The organism is Myxococcus sp. CA051A (genome assembly GCF_013336705.1).
Taxonomy (GTDB): Bacteria; Myxococcota; Myxococcia; order Myxococcales; family Myxococcaceae; genus Myxococcus; species Myxococcus llanfairpwllgwyngyllgogerychwyrndrobwllllantysiliogogogochensis.
On the sequence record NZ_JABUMS010000030.1, the window covers coordinates 16,076 to 38,783 of the forward strand.

At 68.3% G+C, this 22,708-nt stretch carries 18 protein-coding genes; 5 read left to right on the forward strand and 13 right to left on the reverse strand.

From position 1 onward, the window contains the following. Positions 1 to 9: 9 nt before the first annotated feature. Complete coding sequence (locus HUA74_RS42700) at positions 10 to 1,005, reverse strand: cation diffusion facilitator family transporter (protein WP_174459178.1); 996 nt, start codon at positions 1,003 to 1,005, stop codon at positions 10 to 12. Positions 1,006 to 1,112: 107 nt separating this feature from the next. Between HUA74_RS42700 and HUA74_RS42705 the strand changes: the two genes are divergently transcribed. The 3 genes from HUA74_RS42705 (at position 1,113) to typA (ending at position 5,695) form a co-directional block, all read left to right on the forward strand. Next, complete coding sequence (locus HUA74_RS42705) at positions 1,113 to 2,696, forward strand: sigma 54-interacting transcriptional regulator (protein ID WP_141646027.1); 1,584 nt, start codon at positions 1,113 to 1,115, stop codon at positions 2,694 to 2,696. Beyond that, a complete protein-coding gene (locus HUA74_RS42710; protein ID WP_174459179.1) occupies positions 2,693 to 3,634 on the forward strand; it encodes an alpha/beta fold hydrolase in 942 nt (313 codons plus the stop codon). Before HUA74_RS42705 ends, HUA74_RS42710 begins: the two co-directional genes overlap by 4 nt. Positions 3,635 to 3,847: 213 nt before the next feature. Then, a complete protein-coding gene (gene typA, locus HUA74_RS42715; RefSeq protein WP_141646029.1) occupies positions 3,848 to 5,695 on the forward strand; it encodes a translational GTPase TypA in 1,848 nt (615 codons plus the stop codon). Positions 5,696 to 5,898: 203 nt separating this feature from the next. On the opposite strand, the gene HUA74_RS42720 is transcribed toward typA, so the two are convergent. Continuing rightward, positions 5,899 to 6,354 (reverse strand): MarR family winged helix-turn-helix transcriptional regulator, encoded by a 456-nt coding sequence (locus tag HUA74_RS42720; protein ID WP_174459180.1) that lies wholly within the window; start codon positions 6,352 to 6,354, stop codon positions 5,899 to 5,901. Positions 6,355 to 6,511: 157 nt separating this feature from the next. On the opposite strand from HUA74_RS42720, the gene HUA74_RS42725 reads away from it, so the two are divergent. Beyond that, a complete protein-coding gene (locus HUA74_RS42725) occupies positions 6,512 to 6,991 on the forward strand; it encodes a DUF1772 domain-containing protein (protein WP_174459181.1) in 480 nt (159 codons plus the stop codon). Next, entirely contained in the window at positions 6,988 to 7,749 is a 762-nt protein-coding gene (locus tag HUA74_RS42730; protein ID WP_174459182.1) for an SDR family NAD(P)-dependent oxidoreductase, read from the forward strand. Before HUA74_RS42725 ends, HUA74_RS42730 begins: the two co-directional genes overlap by 4 nt. Before the next feature lie 12 nt (positions 7,750 to 7,761). Here HUA74_RS42730 and cglE read toward each other — a convergent pair whose 3' ends face one another. The 11 genes from cglE to HUA74_RS42785 all read right to left on the reverse strand — a co-directional run bounded on the left by cglE (position 7,762) and on the right by HUA74_RS42785 (position 22,663). Then, a complete protein-coding gene (gene cglE / locus HUA74_RS42735) occupies positions 7,762 to 8,364 on the reverse strand; it encodes an adventurous gliding motility protein CglE (RefSeq protein WP_174459183.1) in 603 nt (200 codons plus the stop codon). Positions 8,365 to 8,532: 168 nt separating this feature from the next. Beyond that, on the reverse strand, positions 8,533 to 10,581 hold the full coding sequence (locus tag HUA74_RS42740; protein ID WP_174459184.1) for a TonB family protein: 2,049 nt from the start codon (positions 10,579 to 10,581) through the stop codon (positions 8,533 to 8,535). A gap of 51 nt (positions 10,582 to 10,632) precedes the next feature. Then, positions 10,633 to 10,926 (reverse strand): hypothetical protein, encoded by a 294-nt coding sequence (locus HUA74_RS42745; protein WP_141646035.1) that lies wholly within the window; start codon positions 10,924 to 10,926, stop codon positions 10,633 to 10,635. Positions 10,927 to 11,107: 181 nt separating this feature from the next. Further along, a complete protein-coding gene (locus HUA74_RS42750) occupies positions 11,108 to 12,604 on the reverse strand; it encodes a lipopolysaccharide assembly protein LapB (protein ID WP_174459185.1) in 1,497 nt (498 codons plus the stop codon). Then, on the reverse strand, positions 12,601 to 16,263 hold the full coding sequence (locus HUA74_RS42755; protein WP_174459186.1) for a tetratricopeptide repeat protein: 3,663 nt from the start codon (positions 16,261 to 16,263) through the stop codon (positions 12,601 to 12,603). The genes HUA74_RS42750 and HUA74_RS42755 overlap by 4 nt, the downstream gene beginning before the upstream one ends. 225 nt (positions 16,264 to 16,488) lie before the next feature. Next, a complete protein-coding gene (locus HUA74_RS42760) occupies positions 16,489 to 18,030 on the reverse strand; it encodes a tetratricopeptide repeat protein (RefSeq protein WP_174459187.1) in 1,542 nt (513 codons plus the stop codon). A 25-nt stretch (positions 18,031 to 18,055) separates the two neighbouring features. Continuing rightward, positions 18,056 to 19,309 (reverse strand): outer membrane beta-barrel domain-containing protein, encoded by a 1,254-nt coding sequence (locus HUA74_RS42765; RefSeq protein WP_174459188.1) that lies wholly within the window; start codon positions 19,307 to 19,309, stop codon positions 18,056 to 18,058. 15 nt (positions 19,310 to 19,324) lie between these two features. Further along, on the reverse strand, positions 19,325 to 20,146 hold the full coding sequence (locus tag HUA74_RS42770) for an outer membrane beta-barrel domain-containing protein (RefSeq protein WP_141646040.1): 822 nt from the start codon (positions 20,144 to 20,146) through the stop codon (positions 19,325 to 19,327). 385 nt (positions 20,147 to 20,531) lie between these two features. Further along, positions 20,532 to 21,206 (reverse strand): 50S ribosomal protein L3, encoded by a 675-nt coding sequence (gene rplC, locus HUA74_RS42775; RefSeq protein WP_141646041.1) that lies wholly within the window; start codon positions 21,204 to 21,206, stop codon positions 20,532 to 20,534. A gap of 147 nt (positions 21,207 to 21,353) precedes the next feature. After that, on the reverse strand, positions 21,354 to 22,124 hold the full coding sequence (locus HUA74_RS42780; RefSeq protein ID WP_141646042.1) for a hypothetical protein: 771 nt from the start codon (positions 22,122 to 22,124) through the stop codon (positions 21,354 to 21,356). A 65-nt stretch (positions 22,125 to 22,189) separates the two neighbouring features. Further along, the gene (locus HUA74_RS42785) at positions 22,190 to 22,663 is read right to left on the reverse strand and encodes a hypothetical protein (protein WP_174459189.1); all 474 of its coding nucleotides are present in this window, start codon (positions 22,661 to 22,663) and stop codon (positions 22,190 to 22,192) included. Positions 22,664 to 22,708 lie beyond the last annotated feature (45 nt).

The window sequence follows — 22,708 nt, forward strand, 5'->3', positions numbered from 1 at the left end:
CGCCCGCTCTCAATGCACCTCGCCCAGATGGGCGTAGGTCTCGCTCTCTATCTGGATGGTGGTGTGGTCGATGCCGAACCTGTCGAACAGGTCATGCTTCACCGCCGAGAGAATCTCGTCGTTGTTGCAGACCATGGGGTCCAGCACCACCAGGTGCGCGGACAGCGCGTACACGCCGCTGGAGATGGTCCACACGTGCAGGTCATGCACCGCCGTCACGCCGGGCACGCGCAGGAGCAACTCCTTCACCTGCGGCATGTCCACGTGCGAGGGCACCGCCTCCATCAGCACGTCCACCGCGTCGCGCACCAGCCGCACCGCGCCCACCACGATGACCACCGAGATGACCGCGGAGATGATGGCGTCCACCACGAACCAGCCGGTCAGCGCCATGATGCCCGCGCCAATCAGCACGCCCACCGAGGACAGCGTGTCCCCGAGCACGTGCAGGAACGCCCCCCGGACATTCATCGAATGCGTGCGGTGCAGGAAGCCCAGCGCGCCCAGGTTCGCGAAGAGGCCCACCGTGGCCACCACCGCCATGGGCCCCAGCTTCACCGGCGTGGGCGTCTGGAAACGCTCCCAGGCCTCGAAGAGGATGAAGCCGGTGATGCCCAGGAGCAGCACGCCGTTGAGCAGCGCGCTCAAAATCTCCATCCGGTAGTAGCCGTACGTCTTCTTCACGTCCGCCGGCTTGCCCGCGAACCACAGGGCGACGAGGCTCAGCCCCAGCGCGGACACGTCCGTCAGCATGTGGCCCGCGTCCGACATCAGGGCCAGCGACTGCGTCAACCAGCCCCCCACCGCCTCCGCCAGGGCGATGGTCGCCGTCAGGACGAGCGCGAAGATGAGCCGCGTGCGGTCCTTGCGTCGCTCCTCCGCCACCCCACCCTTCCGGGGGCCGTGCCCATGCCCGTGCCCATGGTGATGATGACCGTGGTCATGCCCGTGGTCGTGGTCATGCCCATGCCCTGCCCCGCCGCGAGTGTGAGTGGAGGTAGTCACGGGAGAGAGAAGTGCGGATACAGCCCGGTCCTGAGGTATGAGAAGTGAGAAACGCGATTCCGACGGCCCGGTTCCCTCCCCGGTGCGCGGGCCGGACGGAGGTAGGGATGGACTTCGAGAAGCACCAGAGCCTGCACACCATCATCATGCTGAGAGATGTCATCCGCAAGTGGTGGCAGATGGAGCTCTCCTTCGCGGATCGGCATGGCGTGGTGCACGAGTGGCAGCGTGGGGACATTGCCCCGCCCCCCAATCCGTTCTGCCGAATCTCCCTCTTCTCGAAGGAAGGCCTGCGGCGCTGCAGCCAGTCGGTCCGGGTGCTGCACGAGAAGTTCCGGGGCAACAAGAAGGTGCGCCGCTCGCTCTTCCACGACTGCCACCTCAACTTCAGCATCGTGGGCGCGCCGCTCTACGTGGACAACGAGTACGCGGGCTGTCTCTTCGTGGAGGGCTTCGCCCGGCAGATGCTCAACGCGCGCGACGTGGAGGTGCTGCGCTCGCGGCTGCTCCAGTTCGCGCCGCCGTTCTCCGACCTGGACCGCGCCGACGAGCGCGTGCCCGTCCTGGACGGCTCGGAGCTGGCGAAGCTGTCGGACCTGCTGGAGTTCGCGGCGCAGGAGATCGCCACCCACGAGTCGGAGCTGGCGCGGCGCGAGGAGCAGGCCCCGCCCCCGTCCCCCGAGGCGCTGGAGCGCTACCGCTTCGAGAAGATCATCGGCCGCTCCGGGCCGATGATGGAGATCTTCCGGCTGATGGAGAAGGTGGCCAACTCCGACTCCACCGTCCTCATCAACGGCGAGTCGGGCACGGGCAAGGAGCTGGTGGCGCGGGCCATCCATCACAACGGTCCGCGCAAGGACCAGCCGTTCGTGGTGCAGAACTGCTCGGCCTTCAACGACAACCTGCTGGAGAGCGCCCTCTTCGGCCACACGCGCGGCGCCTTCACCGGCGCGCTGCGCGACAAGAAGGGCCTGTTCGAGGTGGCCGACGGCGGCACCTTCTTCCTGGATGAAGTGGGCGACATGTCCCCCGCCCTCCAGGTGAAGCTCTTGCGCGTGCTCCAGGAAGGCACCTTCCTGCCCGTGGGTGGCACGCACCACAAGGAGGTCAACGTCCGCGTCGTCGCCGCCACGCACAAGGACCTGGGCGAGCTGGTGAAGCGGGGCGAGTTCCGCGAGGACCTCTTCTACCGCATCAACGTCATCCGCCTGCAGCTCCCGCCGCTGCGCGAGCGCCGCGATGACCTGCCCGTCCTCATCGACCACTTCCTGCGCAAGCACCACCGCGAGGGCCAGCGCACCCGAGGGCTGTCCACCGAGGCCCTGGCCATCCTCGGCGCCTACGCGTGGCCGGGGAACATCCGCGAGCTGGAGAACGAAATCGAGCGGCTGCTCGTGCTCGGCGGAGACCTGGAGATGCTGCCCGCGGAGCTCTTGTCCAGCCGCATCCGCGACGCCGTCGTCCCCGGCGGAGGGCCGTTCATCCCCCCGCGCGCCCACGGCCGGCTGCACGAGGCGGTGGAGGCGCTGGAGCGGGAGATGATTCACCAGGGCCTGTTGCGCACGCGCAACAACAAGAGCCGCCTGGCGCGGGAGCTGGGCATCAGCCGCTCCAACCTCATCTTGAAGATCGCCCGCTACGGCTTGGACAGGGGCCTGCCCGAGGACGACGAGGCGGAGGCGGAGGCATGAGCGCGCAGGCCGTCTACTTCCATCAGGACTTCCTGCACGTCCCGGACGGCGCGGAGCTGTACTACCAGGTCACCGGCGACGGTGAGCCGGGCGTGGTGCTGTGCGACGGGCTGGGCTGTGACGGCTTCGCCTGGAAGTACCTGGCGCCCTACCTCTCACGGCGCCACCGAGTGCTGCGCTGGCACTACCGAGGCCACGGCCGCTCCGGCATCCCCGAGGACCGCGAGCGCATCGGGATGCTGTACACCTGCGATGATTTGCAGCGGGTGATGGACGCGGCGGGGATGGAGCGCGCCGTCCTCTTCGGCCACTCCATGGGGGTGCAGGTGGCGCTGGAGTTCCACCGCCGCTACGCCAGCCGCGTGCAGGGCCTGGTGCTGTTGTGTGGCAGCTACGGCAACCCACTGGACACCTTCCACGACTCCACCGTCCTCAAGAAGATGTTCCCCACCCTTCGCCGGGTGGTGGAGCGCTTCCCCGAGCAGTCCGCCCGGCTCATCCACGCGGCGCTGCGCACGGAGCTGGCGGTGCAGCTCGCCATCTCCCTGGAGATGAATCGCGAGCGCATCGCCCGGAACGACCTGGCGCCGTACTTCGAGCACCTGGCCCGCATGGACCCCGTCGTCTTCGTGCGGACGCTCGACTCGCTGTCCGAGCACTCCGCCTGGGACCACCTGCTGCACGTGGACGTCCCATCCCTCGTCGTCGCCGGCGAGCGCGACAAGTTCACCCCCGGCTGGTTGTCCCGGAAGATGGCCGCCCGGATTCCCGACGCCGAGCTGGTCCTCATCCCCGACGGCACCCACACCGCCCCCCTGGAGGCCCCGGGGCTGGTCGAGGTCCGCATCGAACGCTTCCTCCGCGAGCGGCTGGGCATGCCTTCCACCCCCGGCTCCCTGGGCGGCAAGGCCTGGAATTCCTCCCCAGTGGGTTCCTGAGGGTGACGCCCGGGTGACGAGATGCCCCGGATACCCGGCCTTTACCCTGTCGGGCGGGGTGTACCCCCTGGCTGAACGTCCGGGGAGCATCCGCGCTCATTGCAGGAGCCGCACTCACGGCATATAAGCCCCCGCCTTCCGGGTTCCGGTGGGGATCGGGAGACCTGTCCACAACGCGGCTTCCCCCCCGCCATTCACCTCAGTTTGGTTCGTATGATTCCTCGCGAAAACATCCGTAACGTCGCCATCGTCGCCCACGTCGACCATGGCAAGACCACGCTCGTCGATCACCTGCTGCGGCAGGCGGGCACTTTCCGTAGCAACGAGCACGTCGCCGAACGGGTGATGGACTCCAACGACCTCGAGCGCGAGAAGGGCATCACCATCCTCGCGAAGAACACCGCGGTCAGCTACAAGGGCATGCAGATCAACATCATCGACACCCCGGGCCACGCCGACTTCGGTGGTGAGGTGGAGCGCGGTCTGCGCCTCGTCGATGGCGTCATCCTGCTGGTGGACGCGGCCGAAGGTCCCCTGCCCCAGACGCGCTTCGTGCTCACCAAGGCGCTCGCCATGGGCCTGAAGACGGTGCTGGTCATCAACAAGATCGACCGTCAGGACGCTCGCGCTCCCGAAGTGTTGGATCTGGTCTACTCGCTCTACATCGACCTGGGCGCGGACGATAAGCAGCTGGAGATGCCCGTCCTGTACACCGTGGCCCGTCAGGGTCAGGCGTCCACGTCGCTCGAGGTGCCCGGCAAGACGCTGGAGCCCTTGTACGACGCCATCATCAAGCACATCCCGCCCCCGTCCGCGTCGGAAGAGAAGACGCCGCAGCTGCTGGTGGCGAACCTGGACTACGACGACTACGTCGGCCGCCTCGCGGTGGGTCGCGTGCAGGCCGGTCGCTTCACGCCGAACATGCCCGTCTCCGTCGTGCGCGAGGGTGGCAAGGTCGAGCAGGGGAAGATCGTCAAGCTGTTCGGCTTCTCCGGCCTGAAGCGCGTCGAAATCCAGGACGCGGGCCCCGGTGAAATCGTCTCCATCGCCGGCATCGAGGACGTGTCCATCGGCGACACGTTCGGCGACCCGGAGAAGCCCGTGGCGCTGCCGCGCATCACCGTGGATGAGCCCACGATGATGATGATCTTCAAGGTCAACGACGGGCCGCTGGCGGGCAAGGAAGGCAAGTTCGTCACCTCCCGCAACCTGCGTGAGCGCCTGTACCGCGAGGCCTACCGCAACGTGGCCGTGCGCGTGGAGGACACGGAGACGCCTGACGCGTTCCGCGTCGTCGGCCGTGGCGAACTCGCGCTGGCCGTCATCATCGAGAACATGCGCCGCGAGGGCTACGAGCTGACCGCCTCCAACCCGGAGCCGATCACCAAGCACATCGACGGCGTGCTGCACGAGCCGATGGAGTTGGTGTTCTGCGACGTGCCGGAGACCAGCGTCGGCGTGGTGACGGAGCGCATGGGGCCTCGCAAGGGCCGCATGTCGGACATGGCGCCGCTGGGCTCGGGCCGCACCCGCCTCCAGTTCCGCATCCCCGCTCGCGGCCTCATCGGGTTCCGCTCGGAGTTCCTCACGATTACGCGTGGTGAGGGCATCATGAGCAGCCAGTTCGACGGCTTCGAGCCGTGGTTCGGCTACATCCCGAAGCGGCAGAACGGCGCCATCGTGTCGGACCGCCTGGGCGACACCGTGCCCTACGCGCTGTTCAGCATCCAGGAGCGCGGCTACCTGTTCGTCCCCGCCGGCATCACCGTGTACGAGGGGATGATCATCGGCGAGCACGCTCACCCGTCCGAGCTGAACGTCAACTGCTGCCGCGAGAAGAAGCTCACCAACATCCGCGCCGCTGGCCGCGACGAGAACGTCATCCTCGTCCCGCCCCGCGAGATGGGGCTGGAGAAGGCCCTGGAGTGGATCGCCGACGACGAGCTCGTGGAAGTGACGCCCAAGTCCGTGCGCATGCGCAAGAAGTCGCTGGCCGTGGGCGAGCGCTACCGCGCCGAGCGCGACCGCAAGCGTGAAGAGCGCGCGGCCGACGCCGAGTAGTCCCGACGCCGGCCCCAGGCCGGTGTAGCACCCAGGGCCCGTTCCCGATTTCGGGGGCGGGCCCTTCGTGCGTCCAGGCTCAGGGGGGCGCCGCGACGGCGTCGGGTCCACGTCCAACCCCTCGCACTCCGGTGACACGCGAAGGTGCGCGCACCGAGGCTCCCGTGGTGGAGCGCACCCGTGCGGGGCCGCCGTGGCCCGGGTCAGCGGTCGCCGGTTCCTCGAGGGGGTGCCAATCGCTCGAAGATGCCGCGCAGTTGCTCCAGCTCCGCCACGTCGAGCTGGAGCAGCTCGGGCGGTGGCTCGTACATCCCCTCCTGGAGCTGACGCCGGGCCTTCGCGCCACGCGTGGTCAGCGCCACGCGCTTCACCCGCCGGTCCTTCGGGTCCGCCGTCCTCGCGGCCAGCCCTCGCGCCTCCAGCCGGTCGACCATCCAGGTCGCATTGGAGGCATCACACCCCCACTCCTCCGCCAACGCGCGCATCACCTTCCCCGCTCCGACCTCGAGGCTGGAAAGCGCGCGCGCATCGTTGGGCGTGAGGCCCAGCCGCTCCAACACCCGGTCTCTCTGGGCGCGCGTGCGCATGAAGAAGTCGAAGCAGCGGCGCCAGACCTCTTCCGCCAGCGCTTCCTTCCGTTTCGAGCCGTCCCCAGCCATGGACCGAATGTGCCTCGCACCCACCTCGATTGCGAGGCCTCCTTCACATAATTTAACGGATTCAATAGTTGAATGACTTCAACCTTCTCCCAATCATCCCGGTAACGAAGGGCCGGGGATTCGGTCTTCGCCGACGCCGGGCCCGACGGAGGTCACCATGGGGAAGAAGCGGTCGCTCTACATCCTGCTGTACTGCAGCTTGTTGTTCGGGCTGGTGCTCGGCGCGGGCATCAACGAAGCCCTGTTCGTGATGCCGGCCTGGTTCCAGGCGCCCCCCACGTCCCTGCTGCTGATTGGTGAGCGGGCCGGGAGCGCGATGGCCTTCTGGCTGCCCCTCCAGGCGGCGTTGCTCGGGACGCTCGTCGCATCGCTCGTGCTCAACTGGCGCTCACCGGTTCGCCGCAAGCTGCTCGCGGGAGCCCTGGGTGCCTACGTCCTGGTCTGGGTCCTGTCGGGGGCGATCTTCGCCCCGGAGATCAACGCCCTGGCCTCCGCGGGGGCGCAGGGGCCCTACGACGGGGAGCTGGCGGCGCGGGGACAACGCTGGCTCCAGCTCTCCTGGAGCCGCCATGTCGTGCTCGCGCTGGGCTGGGTCCTGGTGGGCGGCGCCATCTCGAAGTGGGAGGCGGCGTCATGACGAGCCACGGTTCGTTGAGCGGCAAGGTCGCCATCGTCCTCGGCGCCAGCCGGGGCATCGGCGCGGTGACGGCCCGGAGTTTCGCGGACGCGGGCGCCACCGTGGTGCTGGCAGCGCGTTCCGAGGACGCCCTGCGCGCGCTCGCCGATGACATCCAGGCGCAGGGAGGCACCGCCCTCCCCGTCCCCACGGACCTGGGCGACGAGGAGTCCATCGAAGCCCTGGTCCGCACCACCGTCGCGCGGTTCGGTCGGCTGGACGCGGCCTTCAACAACGCCGCGGATGGGCACATGCCCGCGCCCCTGGCGAAGCTCTCCGTCGAGGACCTGGACCGCGCCTGGCGCATCAACGTGCGAGGCTTCTTCCTCGCCATGAAGCATCAACTCACCGCGATGCTCGCGTCCGGCGGAGGCGCCATCGTCAACATGGCATCCACCGCGGGGCTCCAGGGCGTCCGGGGCATGGGCGGCTACAGCGCGACCAAACACGCCATCATCGGGCTCACGCGCTCCGCCGCGCTCGACTACGCGGACCAGGGCATCCGGCTCAACGTCGTCGCCCCGGGGCCCATCCTCACCGGCCGCATCCAGCAGCTCCCCGAGGAGCGCCGGGCACCCATCGTCCGCGCGGTGCCCATGGGACGCATCGGAACGCCGGAAGAGGTCGCTCGGGCCGTGACCTGGCTGTGCTCGGACGCGGCGTCGTTCGTCACGGGAACGACGCTCGCTGTCGACGGAGGCAGGCTCGCGGGCGCCTGAGCGCGGTGGGGCTCAGAACGTGTACTTCACCTTCGGGAAGAAGGCGAAGGAGGTGATGTTGGGGCCGATGACGTAGCGGGCCAGCAGGTCCGCGCCCACGGAGAAGTGGTCCATGCCCGTGGCGTACTCCAGCCCCACGCCCACGCCCGCGTTGGGCGAGCTGATGGCCCGGCCTGGGTTTCCCTCGTCCGGGTCCACCGGCGCGGGGTCCATCCGCGTGTAGCCAGCGACGAGCTTGGGCGTCAGGTACAGCCGGTCCATCAGCCGCACGTGGTACGCGGCCGAGACGTCCAGGAACTGCATGGTGAAGTTGTCGGAGAGCGCGCACGTCTCCGTGCCCGGCAGATAGCCCGCGAAGCAGTTCTGCGCGGACGAGCCCATGCCGAAGTGCGCGCCCAGCGAGATGCGCTCCGTCAGGTCATAGCCCACCCCGAGCTGCAGGTAGGTCTGCGCGTTCGAGTACGCGTTCTCACCGCCCACGGTGAAGAACACGCCGATGTTGGTGTCGGTGTAGAAGCCGCGGCGCGGCTGAAAGTCCACCCCTTCCGGGGGCGTGGCCGCGAGGGCCGGAGTCGACAGCAGCGCAAGCGCGGCAACCAGCTGGGACTTCTTCACGGGTCCTCCCCACGCGGTGCCCTCCCGGTCCAACCGGAAGCGGCGCCGGACGTTAGTGACGCCCCCCTCACTTCGGCAATGAGGGGCTGAAATGAAAGTGGCGTGGACCGTTCCGTCCACGCCACTTGAGGGACGCTCAGGGCGTCCCGACAGCGCTCGCGTCCGCTATCAGCCCTCGCCCTCGGAACCGGCGGGCGAGAACATCCACGGATACGTCACCGCCACCACGCCGCCGCCCTTGGGCTCCGGGAACTTCCAGCGACGGATGCGGGAAATCATGCACTGCTCCGCGCGGGAGTTGCCCAGCGTCGACTCGGAGACGGTGGCGTCGGAGACCGCGCCCGTCGGGTCGATGGTGAACGCCACCGCGACCTTGCCCGCCAGACTCGGCTCCTTGTTCAGCTCCGACTCGTAGCAGTACTTGATCTCGTTCTGGTGCCGCCGGATGACCTTGGCGATGACGTCCTTGTCCAGGCCGCCGACCACGGTCGTCTTGCCGGGGATGACCTTGGTGATGGACTTGCCACGGCCGCCCAGGTCGATGCCGCCCGAGCCACCCGCGCCACGTCCGTCCCCCTTCGTGCCCAGGCCACCGATGCCCATGGCCGTGCCGCCACCACCGGTGCCTCCGCCACGAGAGCCCAGGCCCCCCACGCCCTGCGCGTCACCCATGGCCGCGCCGCCCTTGAGACCACCCAGCGCGTTGTTCAGGCCGGTGCCGAAGCCACCCGGGCCGAACACGTCCGAGGCGCCGCCCTTCATGCCCTTGAACGCGCCCAGCAGGCCGACCTTGCCCACCACCTGGCGGTCCTTCTCCTTCTTCGTCTTGTCGACGACGGGCGTGCCGGGCTTGGACGGAGCCGCTTCCGCCTGCTTCGCGTCCTCCTTGCCGAACTTGCCCTCCTCGTCCTTCGCCTTCACGCCCTCCTCCACGCCGGTGAGCTGGAGCTTCTTCTGCTCGAGCTTCTTCTCCGGCGTGACGAGGAACTTCGCCACGCGCTGCTGGGACTCGAAGATGTCGTCGTGCGGCGCCCGCTCCGCGCGCGGTGTCAGCGCCATCGCCAGCACCACCGCCACGCCCGCCATCAGGCAGATGGTGGCGATCTTGAAGAACGTGTAGTCCGCCTCCACCAACGCGTTGGCCGCGATGACCGGCGACGGTTTCACGTACCGCGCCACGAAGGCCACCGTGCCGAGCGACACCTCCACCCGGTCATGCAGGCCCAGCTTGAAGACCTGCTCCTTGTCCTCCGCCGTCCCGGTGAGCTGCCCCGCCGCGCGCAGCGCGTCCTTCGACTTCACGTTCCCACGCTCGGTGACGATGGCACCCGAGCCCGCCGGCACGTGCACTTCCAGCACGTCCCCCCGGCTCACCGCCAGCTCGTACCGCTTGCCCACCGAGGGCACATAGACGTTGAAGAAGTTCTTCTTCCCTTCGCCGATGGTGACGGGGACGCCGTCTTTGAAGTGTTGTACCTGCAACAGCGTGTCGCCCCACAGCATCGACACCTGGAGTACCTTTTCCCGGGCCGTGGGCATCGCCTCGAGCGGGAGCTGCTCCTGCAGGTGGGGAAGCACCGCGCGCCTGGGCGCCGCGGCGACGGGTGGCACCGGAGCAGGCCGTTCCACCCGGGCCGCTGGAGGCGGAGGTGGAGGCCCCACGCGATTCACCGCGGGAGGTGCCACCCGCTCGGTGCGCAGTCCACCCACGGACTGGGCAGGCTCCGAGCGAGGGCTCGTGAAGACGAACCCTCCGCGCGTCTGGCCTGCTCCCGCCGAGGGCGGTGTCACCACCTGCGGTATCGCCATGGGCACCGGTGTCGGCGCCCGCTGCGTCACCGAGCCCTGGAAGCGCGGTCCGGACACCTTGGCTCCCGCGGGAGCCTGGCGCTCGGGTGGGTCGCCTCCGAAGAGGACCTCCACCCGCGTGCCGCCCACGCGAAGCACGTCCCCGGGTTTGAGCGCCGTGGGGATGACCAGCTTCTGGCCACTCACCTCCGTGCCGCCCTCGCTCCCGAGGTCGATGGCCGTGACCGAGCCGTCCTTGTCTACCTTGAGCATCACATGGAGATTGGAGACCCGCGGATCCTGAATCTTCACCGCCGCTTGGGCGCCCGACCCCACGATAACGCTCTCCGCCTCCGACACGGTTTCCACCGTGGAGCCATCAGGCCCCGTGATTCGAAGGGTCAAGCCGTTGTTCTTCGCCGCCGCCATGAGGATTCTTCCTTCTTCCCTTCCGCTCCCGAAAACGCCTGACCGCCGCCGCTAGAGGTTGTCGACGGACTTCTGAAGCTCCGGGTCGAAGTTCTCCCGGACCTTGATGAGACTCTGGAAGTCCGTCTTCTTGCGGTGGAGCACGTATGAGCCTTCCGGCTTCGTCAGCTCGCCCTCCACCGCGACATCGGTGAAATCGATCACCGTCTTCTTCCGGAAGACCGTGCGGTCCTCCTCCTGGACGATCTTCACCGTGTCCTTCGATTGACCCTGCTCCTGCGCCATCGCCACTGGCGCACTGAACAGCAGCCCCACCACCGTCACCGTCGATGCCAGACGCCTCATACCCAGCCCTCCTGTTGCTTCCTCGGGTGTGACAGCGGGTTCTCGAAGAGGTACCCGCGAGTCCTTGCACGGGGCGATCCAAATCCAAGTCCCTGAATCCTATGGAACTCGCTCGCCGCCTTCCACGTGGGGGCCTGGAGGATGGAAAAAACTTCCCCCAGACCCTGTCATCCCTGCCGTCCTACTTCGTGGGCGGAGCGCTCGCACCCTGGGGCGCCGGCACCGGCGCGGGAGCAGACGTGCCCGTGCCCTCACCGCTCGGCTGCGCGGCCTCCGCTGGAGCGCTCTCGGTTGCCTCGGGCGTCGTCGCCCCTTCGACTGCCCCGGCGCCTTCCGCGGGGGGAGGCGTGGCCTCCGTGGGCGCGTTCGCGTCCTGCGGCAGCTGGTTCAGCATGGAGCCCGCGCCACCGGTGGCTTCGTCCTTCTTCTCGCCTTCCGCGCCGGCGGTGGCGGCCTCGGGCGGTGGGGCCTTGAGCATGTTCTGGAGGCCCTGGACCTTGGCGGTGATCATCTGCCGCTCTTGTTCAGTGGTGGACTCCAGTGACTTGCAGCGGTCCAGGAAGGCCACGGCGCGCTCCCAGCCCGTGCGGTCCGAGGCGAAAGCCCAGCCCGCGCCGCACACGGCCTCGGGCAGGTCCGCGCGATTGGCGAGCACCTTCTCGAAGGCCTCGCCCGCCGCGATGCCCTTCTTCGAGTCGCGCCCCTTCTGTCCATCCAGCGCCCAGGCCAGCGACAGGCGCGCCTCCGTGGAGTCCGGCTCCAGTTCGAGCGCGCGGGTGAAGGCCCGCTCGGCGCCCGCGTAGTCGCGGTAGCTGAGCGCCAGGGCACCGAGGTTGAGGTGGCCCGGGGCGTACTTCTCGTCGAGCGACACGGCCTTCTGGAACTGCGCGAGCGCGCGCGGCCGCTCGTCGAGCTTCAGGTAGACCATGCCCAGCAGGTTGTAGAGGGACGGGTCCTTCTCCGCGTGCTTGCGCGCGGTGCCCACGAGCAGCTCCGCGAGCCGGTACTTCTCGCGAGCGTAGGCCACGTACGCCAGGTTCTTGTACGCGTCCGGGTGGTCCTTGTTGCGCTCCAGCACGCGGCGCGCGGTGAGCTCGGACTGGTCCAGCTTGCCCAGCTGTCGGTAGGTCGCGGAGAGGCCGTTGAGCAGCGCCGCGTCGTGCGCGTGACCGGGTGCCTTCAGCGCCTTCTCGAAGAGGGCAATCGCATCATCCCCCCGCTCCTGCTTGCGGTAGACGCTGGCCAGGTTGACCACCGAGGGCGTGTGCGCCGGCTCCAGCAGGAGCACCTTCTCGTAGGCGTTGCGCGCGTCGTCCACGCGGCCCTGGCGCTCGGCGATGACGCCCAGGTTGAACTGCGAGTTGAGGCTCTGCGGCGACTTCGCCAGCACCTTCTCGAAGCCCTGACGGGCAGCGTCCAGGTCTCCGGCCTCATAGGCCTGGAGGGCCTGGGTGAAGTGGTCGGAGGCGCTGGCCTCCTTCGCCTCCGGCCGCGCGAGCTGGGAGGGCGTCGTCGAGGAGGCCGGCGCGGAGGGCGCCTGCTTCGTCGGCAGCGCGGAGGGCTTCTGCTGAGGACCCGAAGCGCACCCGGCAGTGAAGGCCAGCGAGCCGACGACGAGCGAGCGGAACCATTTCATCGGCATCATTCCCGTGGAAGTCTTCGACGTGTCGCGAGTCATGGCCGCACCTCCTGCACCGCGGCCGTGGGTGCCTGCGTTCTGTCCTCGGAGGCTGGCGGCTTCGGAGCGCCGCCCTTCGGCTCGGCGGGAGCCGTGGGGGCATTCGAGTCCGGGGGCGGTGCCGGCGTGGCGGTGGCGCCCGCGGCCCCTCCGGGCTCCTTCGCGAGGTCGGCCGTCGCGAGCGTGTCGCTGCTGCGGTAGCCCACCTGCCTCACCTGCGCATAGGCGCCCGGGTGGAAGCGGTTCACCTGGTCCTGCGCGGCCAGCGTCCAGGGGCCGTAGAGCCCCAGCTCGTAGGACTTCTCCAGCGCCTTCTCCAGCGCCTCGTTGGCCTTGTCCTCGAGGGGCAGCGCGAGATTCTCCAGCTCCGCGCGGTACATGCCGAGCTGGTCCTCATCGAGCCCCGTCGGGTCCGGCGAGTCCATGATGTTGCGAGCGAAGTCCGCGTAGGCCAGGCCGATGCGCGTCAGCGAGGCGATGCCCCACTCACCCGAGCCCGTGGAGAGCACCGCGAGGTACTCCTTCTCGATGCGCTGGATTTCGCGCTGCTTGGCGGCCAGGTCCCTGCGGATGGTGCTCACCCGCGTGAAGCGGATGTCCGAGTAGCGCTTCCACGTGGGCTCCAGCGCCAGGAAGCGCGCGTGGGCGTACGCGTTGAGCGGCGCGTCCTCCTTGCGCACCGCCTCGGGCAGCCGACCGTACGCGCGCACCAACTCCGCCTGCACGCGCTCCTGCTCGCGCGCGTTCTTGAGCTGCTGCCACGCGAGCAGCTCGTGGTAGCGCGCCAGATAGAGCTGCGCGGGCGACGCACGCGAGTCCCGTCCGTAGCCGTCCGCGAAGGCGCCGAACGCACGGGCCGCCTCGCTCCACTTGCGCTCCTTCTCCCAGACGAGCGCGGCCGAGTAGGCCACCTGAGGCACGTCCTTGCGCTCACGGAAGCGCGTCACGTAGGCGTTGTAGGCGGCCACGGCCTTCTGGGCCTCACCGGCGCCCTCCCACCACACGCCCGCGTTGAACTGGGCATCCGCCACCCAGGCCCCGGCCTCGGCCACCAGCGCCTTGCGCTCGGCCGCCTTCTGCGAGCGGCGAGAGTCCGCGTCCTCCTCGCCTCCCGGCGTGTCGCTCTTCTTCGCCATCGTCTTGGCGCGAGCGTCCTTCGACTTCTTCCCGTCGGCCTCGCCGGCCTTGAGCGCGGCGTCGTACTGGGCCACGAAGGACTCGGCCAGCGTCGCCGCCTTGCGGTAGTCGGCGACCTTCTCGTAGAGGCCCGCCAGCGTGTAGCGCGCCTTCAGCTCGAAGGGACTGCGCGGGTACTCGGCCAGGACGCGCTCACCCGCCTCGATGCCCCGGTCCAGCTCGCCGGCCTCCTGGGCAATGGACATGGCGTAGACGAGCGCGCGGTCGGCGTTCTCCGACCTGGGGAACTCCTTCACGAACTTGAGGAACTCCTCGGCGGCCTTCTTCGGGTTCTTCTCCTGCTTGTAGACGACCTCGTCCACCCACTTGTAGTGGCTGCCCTCCACCACGCGGCCCACGCGAAGCGCGAAGTCGGAGCCGGGCTTGGCCAGCTTCTTGTTGTCGAGGAACTTGCGCGACAGCGTGGCGAGCTCCAGCCACTCCTGGCGGCTCTCCAGCACGTACATGGTGAGGTCCGCGGCGTCACGCGAGCGACGCTCCTCGGGGAACTTCTCGATGATTTCGCCGAAGCGCCGCGCCGCGTCCACGAAGTGGCTGCGGTCATAGAGGATGACGGCCGCCTGGTAGCGCAGGTCGATTTCGTCCTGCGTGTCCGGGTAGAGCTTCACGTACGTGTCGCACGCGGAGACCAGCCGCTCCTCGAACTTCGTGAGGGACTCCTCTTCCTTCTCCTTCGCGTCGCGCTTGACGATCTTCTGCCGCGCGACGTCGCCCTTGTCCTTCTTCTCGTCGACCTTCTGGCCGTCCTTGAGGTCGCTCTTCGCGAGCTGACCGCGCTCGATTTTGACCAGCTTGTCGTAGGCGAGGATGGCGTTGAACGCGGCGCTCTTGCGGTAGCTCTCGCTGGAGACCTCTCGCGCGGAGTCGCGGTCCGGAATCTTGAACGCCACCACCGCGTCGTACTCGGCCGCGGCGGCCTGCCACTCCTCGAGCGCCCAGAGGATTTCCGCGTAGAAGAAGCGGAGGTTGAAGGCGGAGTCCGCCACGTACTCCGGGTTGGAGCTGGAGGCGAACGCCTCCACGTACTGCTTGTAGATGTCGCGCGCGAGCCGGTACGTCTCCACCTGGCGCGTCTTCTGCGCCTCCTGGTGGTACTCCGTCACCATCACCCGCATCGCCTCTTCCGTGACGTTGAAGGCGTTGCGCAGCACGGGGGCCTTGCCCTCGTTGGACTTCCACCACTCGCCACCCGGGCTGTAGAGGTCCACCATCCGCTTCATCTCCTTGCGGACCTGTTGCCGCTGGCGCAGACCCTCGAAGGCGCGGACGACGGCCTGCTGGTACTCGGGCGCGCTGACGCCCATGGGCTCGTCGTCGATGAGCGTGCGGTAGAGCAGGATGGCGCTGTCGAAGTGACCCGCGTCCACCAGGCCCGCGGCCGTCTTGGCGATGAGCCGGCCCTGGCGCTTCGCCGGCGCCTTCTCGCGGAAGTAGGAGACGGCCTGCTTGGGCTGATCCAACTGGACGTAGAAGACCGTCAGGTCATTGAGCGCCTCGGTGCGCAGGTCACCCAGCTCCGGCTGCTTCGCGGCGTAGTCCACGACTTCGTGCAGCTTCTTCAGGCCCGCGTCGTAGTCGCCAGTGTTGTAGTCGCACCAGGACAGCTTGTAGACGGCGTAGCCGTAGATCTTCGGCACTCCGGAGTCGCGGGCCTTCTCGTAGTTGGCCTTGGCGGGGATGAGCTTGTTCGACTCGAAGTAGTGATTGCCGAGCTGGATGTACGCGTCCGGCACGAACTGCGAACGAGGGAAGTCCTTGATGAGTTCCTCGTAGCGGGCCACGGCGTCGTCACGCCGGCCCAGCTCGTAGAGGTTGTAGCCCATGGAGAAGAGGACCTCGTCGCGCTGCGGGTACTGCGGGTATCCCCGGAGGATGTCCTCGTAGATGCCCATCGTCTCCGTGCGGTAGCGCTCGCTCTCGCGATGGTCCTGCTTGGGGGCCTCCAGCTTCTCGCCCCGCGCCTGGGCCGCGTCGAACTTCTTCTCCTCCGCGAGGAAGCGGTCCATCTCCAGCTGGTAGAGGTACTTGGACTTCTCCCAGTACAGCTCCGACAGGCGGTAGAGCATCTCCGCCTTCTGCTGATTGCCGTCCTGGAGTTTGGGTATGAGGCGCTTGAAGGCTTCAATCGCCTCGTCGCGCTTCTTGTCCGCCAGCGCGTTCTTGCGCGAGTCCGCGATGCGAGGAATGTCGGCGAACTTGGCGGTGGCGGGCTTCACGCGCGCCGGACCGCGCCGCACGTCCTCCGGCGCGACACCCGGCGGTGGCGCCGCCTTCTCCTCCGCCTTCTTCGCCTGGGCGCCCTTCTTCGCCGCGCCCGCCGCACCGGAAGTCTTCGACGCCGACGACGCCGCGGGCTTCTTCATCGCCTTGCGCGCTGGCGCTTCCGCCGCCTCTCCCACCCCGCCGCCAGTAGCGAGCGCCACGCCCACCGCCAGCGCACCGAAACGAAGCACCACCTTCATGCGAGCTCCCGACTGTGAAGCCGCCCCGACCACCGAGCAGCCGTTCGCCCGGGCACGAGGGACGAACGAAAGTAGACGCGCACTCCACGAATGAGAAGTGGCGTGGAACGCCTCTTGCGATGGCATGCAGCGCACCAACAACGCCGAAGGGGACCACCCCGGCACCTGATGTGCGCCAAGGAGGTCCCCTCGTGGACGATGTCTGGGCAACCGTGGCCCATGGCGTCACGGCTGTTGTTGCTCGGCTGTCTTCGCCGGGCAGCCACGCTTCAGCGTGTACTGGTAGTAGCCAATCTCGTCGATCCAGAACTCGCCCTGGAACTTCCAGTAGTTCCACGCCGCGCCCGGCATCTTCGGGCGGTACAGCGACTGGCGCGTGAGCAGCGCCTTCTGGTCCACGCCCGCCTGCAGCAAGTCCTTCTCGTCCAGCGCCGTCTGCACGCGGATGATTTCGGCCTGGTCGGAGAAGGTCCGCAGGTTGTCCGCCGCCTCGCGAATGCGGCTGCGCGCCAGCGTGCCGCCCACCTGGAGCAGCGTGCCGCGCACGTCCTCCAGTGAGGCCACCGTCTGCGTCGCCAGGGGCGTGCCGCGCCACGGGCCACCGCTCAAGTCCCGCTTCTCCTCATCCAGCTTCGCCAGCACGCGCATCACCTCGCGGATGCGCTCGTTGTTGCGCAGCCACAGGTACACCGGACGCGGCAGCCGGCGGTTCTCCGCGGCCACCAGGTTGTAGGCCTGCACCAGGTCGCCGTCCTCGGCGGTGAAGGGCTCCAGCTGTTTGGCCATGGGGCCATAAAGCTCGTCAAAGGCCGCCAGCGTCGTCTTCACCTCGTCGTAGAGGCACGAGTAGTAATAGACGGTCGACTTGAGGATCCACGACTCCGGCTGGAAGGCCCCGGCGAACTGCGGCGCATGCAGCGCCTGGAGGCTGCCGAGCGCACCACCGAAGTCCTCGTTCTGGAAGCGCGCGAAGCCGTTCTCGAAGAGGGACTGGTCCCAATAGCGCGTGTAGCGCGGCACCTTCTCGTAGGCGACGGTGGCGTCGGCGTACTCGCCACGGCGGTAGTGCAGCCGGCCCAGGCCGATGAGGGCCAGGTGCTGCGTCGCCTTCAGCTCCACCTGCGGTTCCTTCGACGACAGCGAGGCGTTGAAGGCGGCCAGCGCCTCCTTGTCCAGCGCCTCGCCCTCACCGGGACGGCCCGGGAAGCGCGGGTCCGCGAGCACCACGCCCAGCAGGTAGCGAGCCTTCGCGTAGACGCGGCTGTCCTTCGGCACCGCCTCCAGCAGCGAGCGCGCCTCCTCGAAGCGCATGCGGCGCTGGCTCACCGTGCCCACCAGGTAGTTGATGCGGGCGAGCACTTCCTTCGGCAGCGTCACCCACTTGTCCCGCACCTCCTCCGAGTACGCCTGGTTGAGGATGCTGGGGATGAGGTTCTGCTCGTCCAACTGCTGCTGCATGTCCACCAGCCCCTCCACCGCCTTGAGGTACGAGGGGTGCGAGGGCCCGGCGTTGACGATGGCCGCGTAGGAGATGAAGGCCGAGACGGGCAGGCCCTTCTTCGCCAGCGACTGCGCGAGGAAGAACTCCGCCTTGCCCTTCGTGTCCGCGTCACCACCGGACTCCGAGGCCTGGAAGAAGAGCGGCGCGGCGGTGTCGAAGTCACCGGCATTGAAGGCGGCCAGCGCGCGGTTGTAGCCACCCGAGTCCTGCTGGGCGGCCACCGCGAACGGCGCCAGGACGACGAGGATGTGGAGCAGTCGTTTCATGGCGAGTCGTGCCTTCATGGCGAAATCAGAAGAGGAACGAGAAGCCTGCGTAGAAGCTGATGTTGTTGAGGACGTCGGAGGACGGCTCGGCCACCAAATCCCGGCCAAGGATGATGTCCTCGCGGTAGTTCTTCTTCGTCTTCGGGTCCACGCCGTCGAACTTCTCGTACTTGCAGCTGCCACTGAGCTGCAGCGAGCTGAACTCCTGGCCACCAGCGCGCGCGGCCTCCAGCGTCTCGAAGTCCGCCAGGTTGCAGCCGTCCACCTTGTCCACGCGCGCCGTGTAGATGAGGTCCCTCACCTCCAGGCGCAGCGCGTACGACTCGCCGAACTGGAGCCGGAACCCACCGCCCACCGAGCCGAGGAACTTGTTGCCCGTGTCACCGAAGCGCGCCGGCACGTTGTAGCGCTGCCCGTCGACCTCGTTGGAGACCTCCGGTCGGATGAGGTGCCGCGTGGAGCCCACGCCCGCGCCGCCGCTCAGCACCAGGCTGAACTGCGCCAGCTTGTCGTCGAGGAACGCGAACTTCCCGTACAGCGGCGTCACCTCCACGCCCGCCTGCGCGCCCCAGACGAGCAGCAGCGACGAGGCGGCCTGGGCTTGCTCGCGCACCTTGTCGATGAGTTCCAGGTTGAAGTCGCTCTCGTTGGTGTGCCAGTTGTACTGGCCCGTCACCTGGAGCGCGAAGTTCTCCTGCAGGTGGTAGCTGTAGTGCAGCGCCGTGCCCGCGTGGTTGGTGTACTTGCCGTTCACCTGGACGACGGCCGGGTACAGCGCCAGCTCGTGCTTGCTCTCGTCCGCGAAGCGCTTCTTCTGGACGATGTGCAGCGACACGTTCGGGTTGTAGAGCGGCGCGCCATTCACCAGCCGCTGCTGCTGGACGTCCGTGGTGCGCGGCGCCTCGTCCGACGAGGCCAGCACCGGCGCGTCTTCCGGCGTCACCGGCGCGTCGACATCGCGCGCGCGCTCGGGCTCGGACAGCACGGGCTGCTCGTCCTGTGCCTCATCCATGGGCGCGAGCGCGGGCTCGACCTTCGGCGCCTCGGCGGCCTCCATGGGCACGGTGGGCTCCGGACGTGACGTCGGTGCGCGAGGCACCTCCGGCTTCGGCTCCGGGGGCCGCGCGGGAGGCGGAGGCACGGACGTCTCCGCGCCCGGCCCGGGCACGGACGGAGCCTCTTCCGCCTGGGCGAGCACGACAGCGGGCGTCGGGAAGCGCGGAGGGGCGGCCTGGGCCGCCGCCGCGACGAGGAGCGCGAGGGACAGAATCGGTCGCATGGTTTTCAGGAGGCCCTAGAAGGAAAAGGTGTAGCCGAGGTCGAACTGCACCAGGTGCGTGAGGCCGGGACTGGAGGCGACATCACCCGTCACCCGCCCCGCCTCCCAGTCGTCGCGGACCAGGTTGACGCGGTAGTTGTCGCGGAACACCCAGTCGCGCAGCTCCAGCCGCACGCCGTGCTTTTCGAGGATGAAGAAGCGGAAGCCCACCGCCGCGGACACCACCGGCGCCACGCGCGTCTCGCGCACCCAGTAGTTCTCCGAAGCGGAGCCCCGGTCGTCCAACGAGGTGCGGTTGTCACAGACGCCCAGATCCCGATCCACCACCTGCGAGCACTGGATGACGGAGTTGCGCTGGAAGCTGCCCACCCCGCCGCCCGCCCAGACGTACGCCTGGAAGTGCGCGGGCAGGTCGGACACCAGGCTCAGCTTTCCGTAGATGGGCGCCCACCGGACGCCGGCCACCCCGTGGAAGTTCATCTCCCAGAGGTCCTCCAGCTCGTCGGTGACGCGCTTGTCCTCGCGCGCCAGGAAGCTCTCGGAGATGGAGCGCGCCAGTCCCGTGTGGCGGCTGGCCGCATAACCGGCGCGCGCCTCCACGGCGAACGTGTTGAAGAGGTTGTAGGCGACTCCAGCGGAGAAGAAGTAGTGCGCCGTCAGATGCGTCTGGAGGGGCAACCCCACCCCCAGCGACGCCTCCAGGTGTCCGCCCGGCTCGTACAGCCGATTGCGGACAACGACGTTGTCGAGGACGGCCTCGTCATCCTGCGCGGCGGCCCCAGTGGCCGCCAGCCAGATCAGCAGTGGAGCAAAGACGCGGAGCGTGCGTGCGTTCATGGTTCCTGCCCGGCCCAAGGGGATGGGCCGCCGTGTGCGGGAGTCCAAAGCCTCCCCCATCCAGGGCGCCTGCGTCACCCGACGCCAGGTGCCTTCGTGGCGCATCCATGTGCGCACGGCTTCCACTCACGACAAGCCACGGAACCCACGGGGCGGAATTATTTTCACCCTCGGGCAACCGCGCCGCCCACCGGTCAACGTTTCGGGGCGGAGAAACGCCCACGCCTGGGCACGACACAGGCCACGGCTTCCCACCGGGAGCACCCCCGTGCCCCTCCGGCCTCAGCGAAGCCCGCAAAAGAAAACGCCCCGCCCGGATGCCCGACGAATCGGGCCCGGAAGCGGGGCGTCAGGAGCGCTTCAGAAGAAGACGCTCAGCAGCGGATCAACCGCGGCGCGCGGCCTTGTGCTGCTCGCGCATCGCCACCTTGATGCTGGGGCGCAGGAAGACGATGGCGTTGTTGTGGCCGGGGACGGCGCCCTTGACCAGCACAAGGCCCTTCTCCAGATCCACTTCGACGACGGTCAGGTTCTGCGTGGTGACCTGCTCCACGCCGTAGTGACCCGGCATCTTCTTGTTGGGGTACACGCGGCCCGGCGTCTTACGCTGACCGATGGCGCCCGGGTGACGCTGATACTCGTGCGTACCGTGCGTCTTGGTCTGCGAACCCTTGAAGCTCCAGCGGCGCATGACGCCGGAGAAGCCACGACCCTTGGTCACACCCGTGACATCCACGAGCTGACCCTTGGAGAAGAGGTCCGCCTTGACGGCGTCGCCGACGTTGAAGGAGGTGGCCTCCTCCACCGTGACGCGGAACTCCTTCACGTGGCGGCGATACGGGACGTTGGCCTTCTTGAAGAAGCCCCGCTCGCACTTGTTCAGAATCTTCTCGCGAATCTCACCAAAGCCCAGGGTGACCGCGGAGTACTGATCCTTCTCCGGGGTACGCTTGCCCACGACCTGGCAGGTGCTCACGTCGATGACCGTCACGGGAACGAGGTTGCCCTCGTCATTGAACACCTGGGTCATCCCGATTTTCTTGCCAATCAGACCCTTCACGTCGTCCTCACACTGCCAGCGCGCGTAGGCGCGGAAAAACCCAATAAAATCAATGATCTGGCCCGCGAACTACACTGCGGTCCCCAGGAAGCGGCGCAATGTAGCAGACATACCCCCCACGTCAAGCACTACGGGCGGGGGGGTACCTCACTGAGCGCGATCAAGCCTTGGGTAGAAGGCCGCGAGCTGCGCGTCAGCGATGCGCTGAGCGTACACGTCCTCGCCCAGCAGGAACAGCGCTTGATCCAGATAATCCTCGGCCGCCTTCACCTGTTCCTCCAACGTGGCGATGGTTTGATCCACTTCCGCCATGCGCTGGTCGTGCTCGGCCAGCCGGGCCTCGGCCTCGTCCTCCATCTCCAACAGGCGCTTGTGCGCCAGGATGCCGGGGGCGCCGGGCTGACCGGGCTCCGGGGTGAGGGCGGTGGACAGCCGGAGGTCCAGGTCCTCGACTTCCCGGCCGAGCCGCATCTGGGTGAGGCGGTTCTTCTTGAGGTTGGTGCGCGCGACGTCGATGCGGGCGACGTCCTGTCGCGTCAGCTCCATGTCGGCGATCTTCTTCTCCAGCTTGATGAGGCCATCGGCGGCGTAGCGCAGCTCCGCGCGCCGGGTGGCGAGCGTCTTGCGCAGGTCGTTGACCTTGCCGTCGATGGCGTCCACCGCCTTCTTCCATTTGCGGACGATGGCCTGGTGGCCGACCTTCTCCGCTTCCTGCTCGTCAAGGAACGCCTGATAGGCGGCGTCCTCGTCGTTCATCTCCTGCTCGAGCGCCGCCAGTTCGTCACGGCGCGCCACCACCGCTTCCTCCGCCTTGTAGACACGGTCCATGGAGCGGGGGCAGTTCGGCTTGCCCGGGAGCCTGTCCCGGGCGAGGTCGCCGAGCTGAAAGATGAGATCGTCGTAGCTCTCCTTCGCCATGGGCGGATTTCTACGCCCAACACGCGGGGACTGTCACCGGGAGAGCGAGCGCCCGACGCGCGTTTTCAGGAGTCGGCGGGCGCGGCGGCGGCGGTGGAGCTGGCCATGGTGGACGCGGCCAGGGCTCCTTCGGCCAGGGCGAGCAGCTCCCGGGCACGGTCCTGCTCCTCGGTGCGGTTGAGCTCGCAGACCCACGCCGAGGACAGGTCCGCCTGCTGCCGGGCCAGCTCGGCGGTCGTCTCGTAGCGCGCGGCGGACGCTCGGGCGAAGGCGCCCTCCCGCCGCAGCTCCAGGAGCGTGTCCGCGTCCAGCTCGATTTCCTCGGGGGGCACCGGCAGGGGCCCCCGTCCCAGCGCCGCCAGTCGCGCGAGCAGCCGCGAGGCGTGCGCCCGGCAGAACGCGGCGAGCACCATCAGCCTCGCGCGGACCCTGGCGTCCATGATCCGCTCGGCGAGCATCGTCATCCGCCGGGCGGAGACGACCTCCGCCTCCCACGCGGCCGCCAGTGCCGCGGCCAGCCGGGTATGCCTCGCACCCATCTACGTCCCCCGATCCCTACCCACTTCGAGCCCAACGTAGGGATG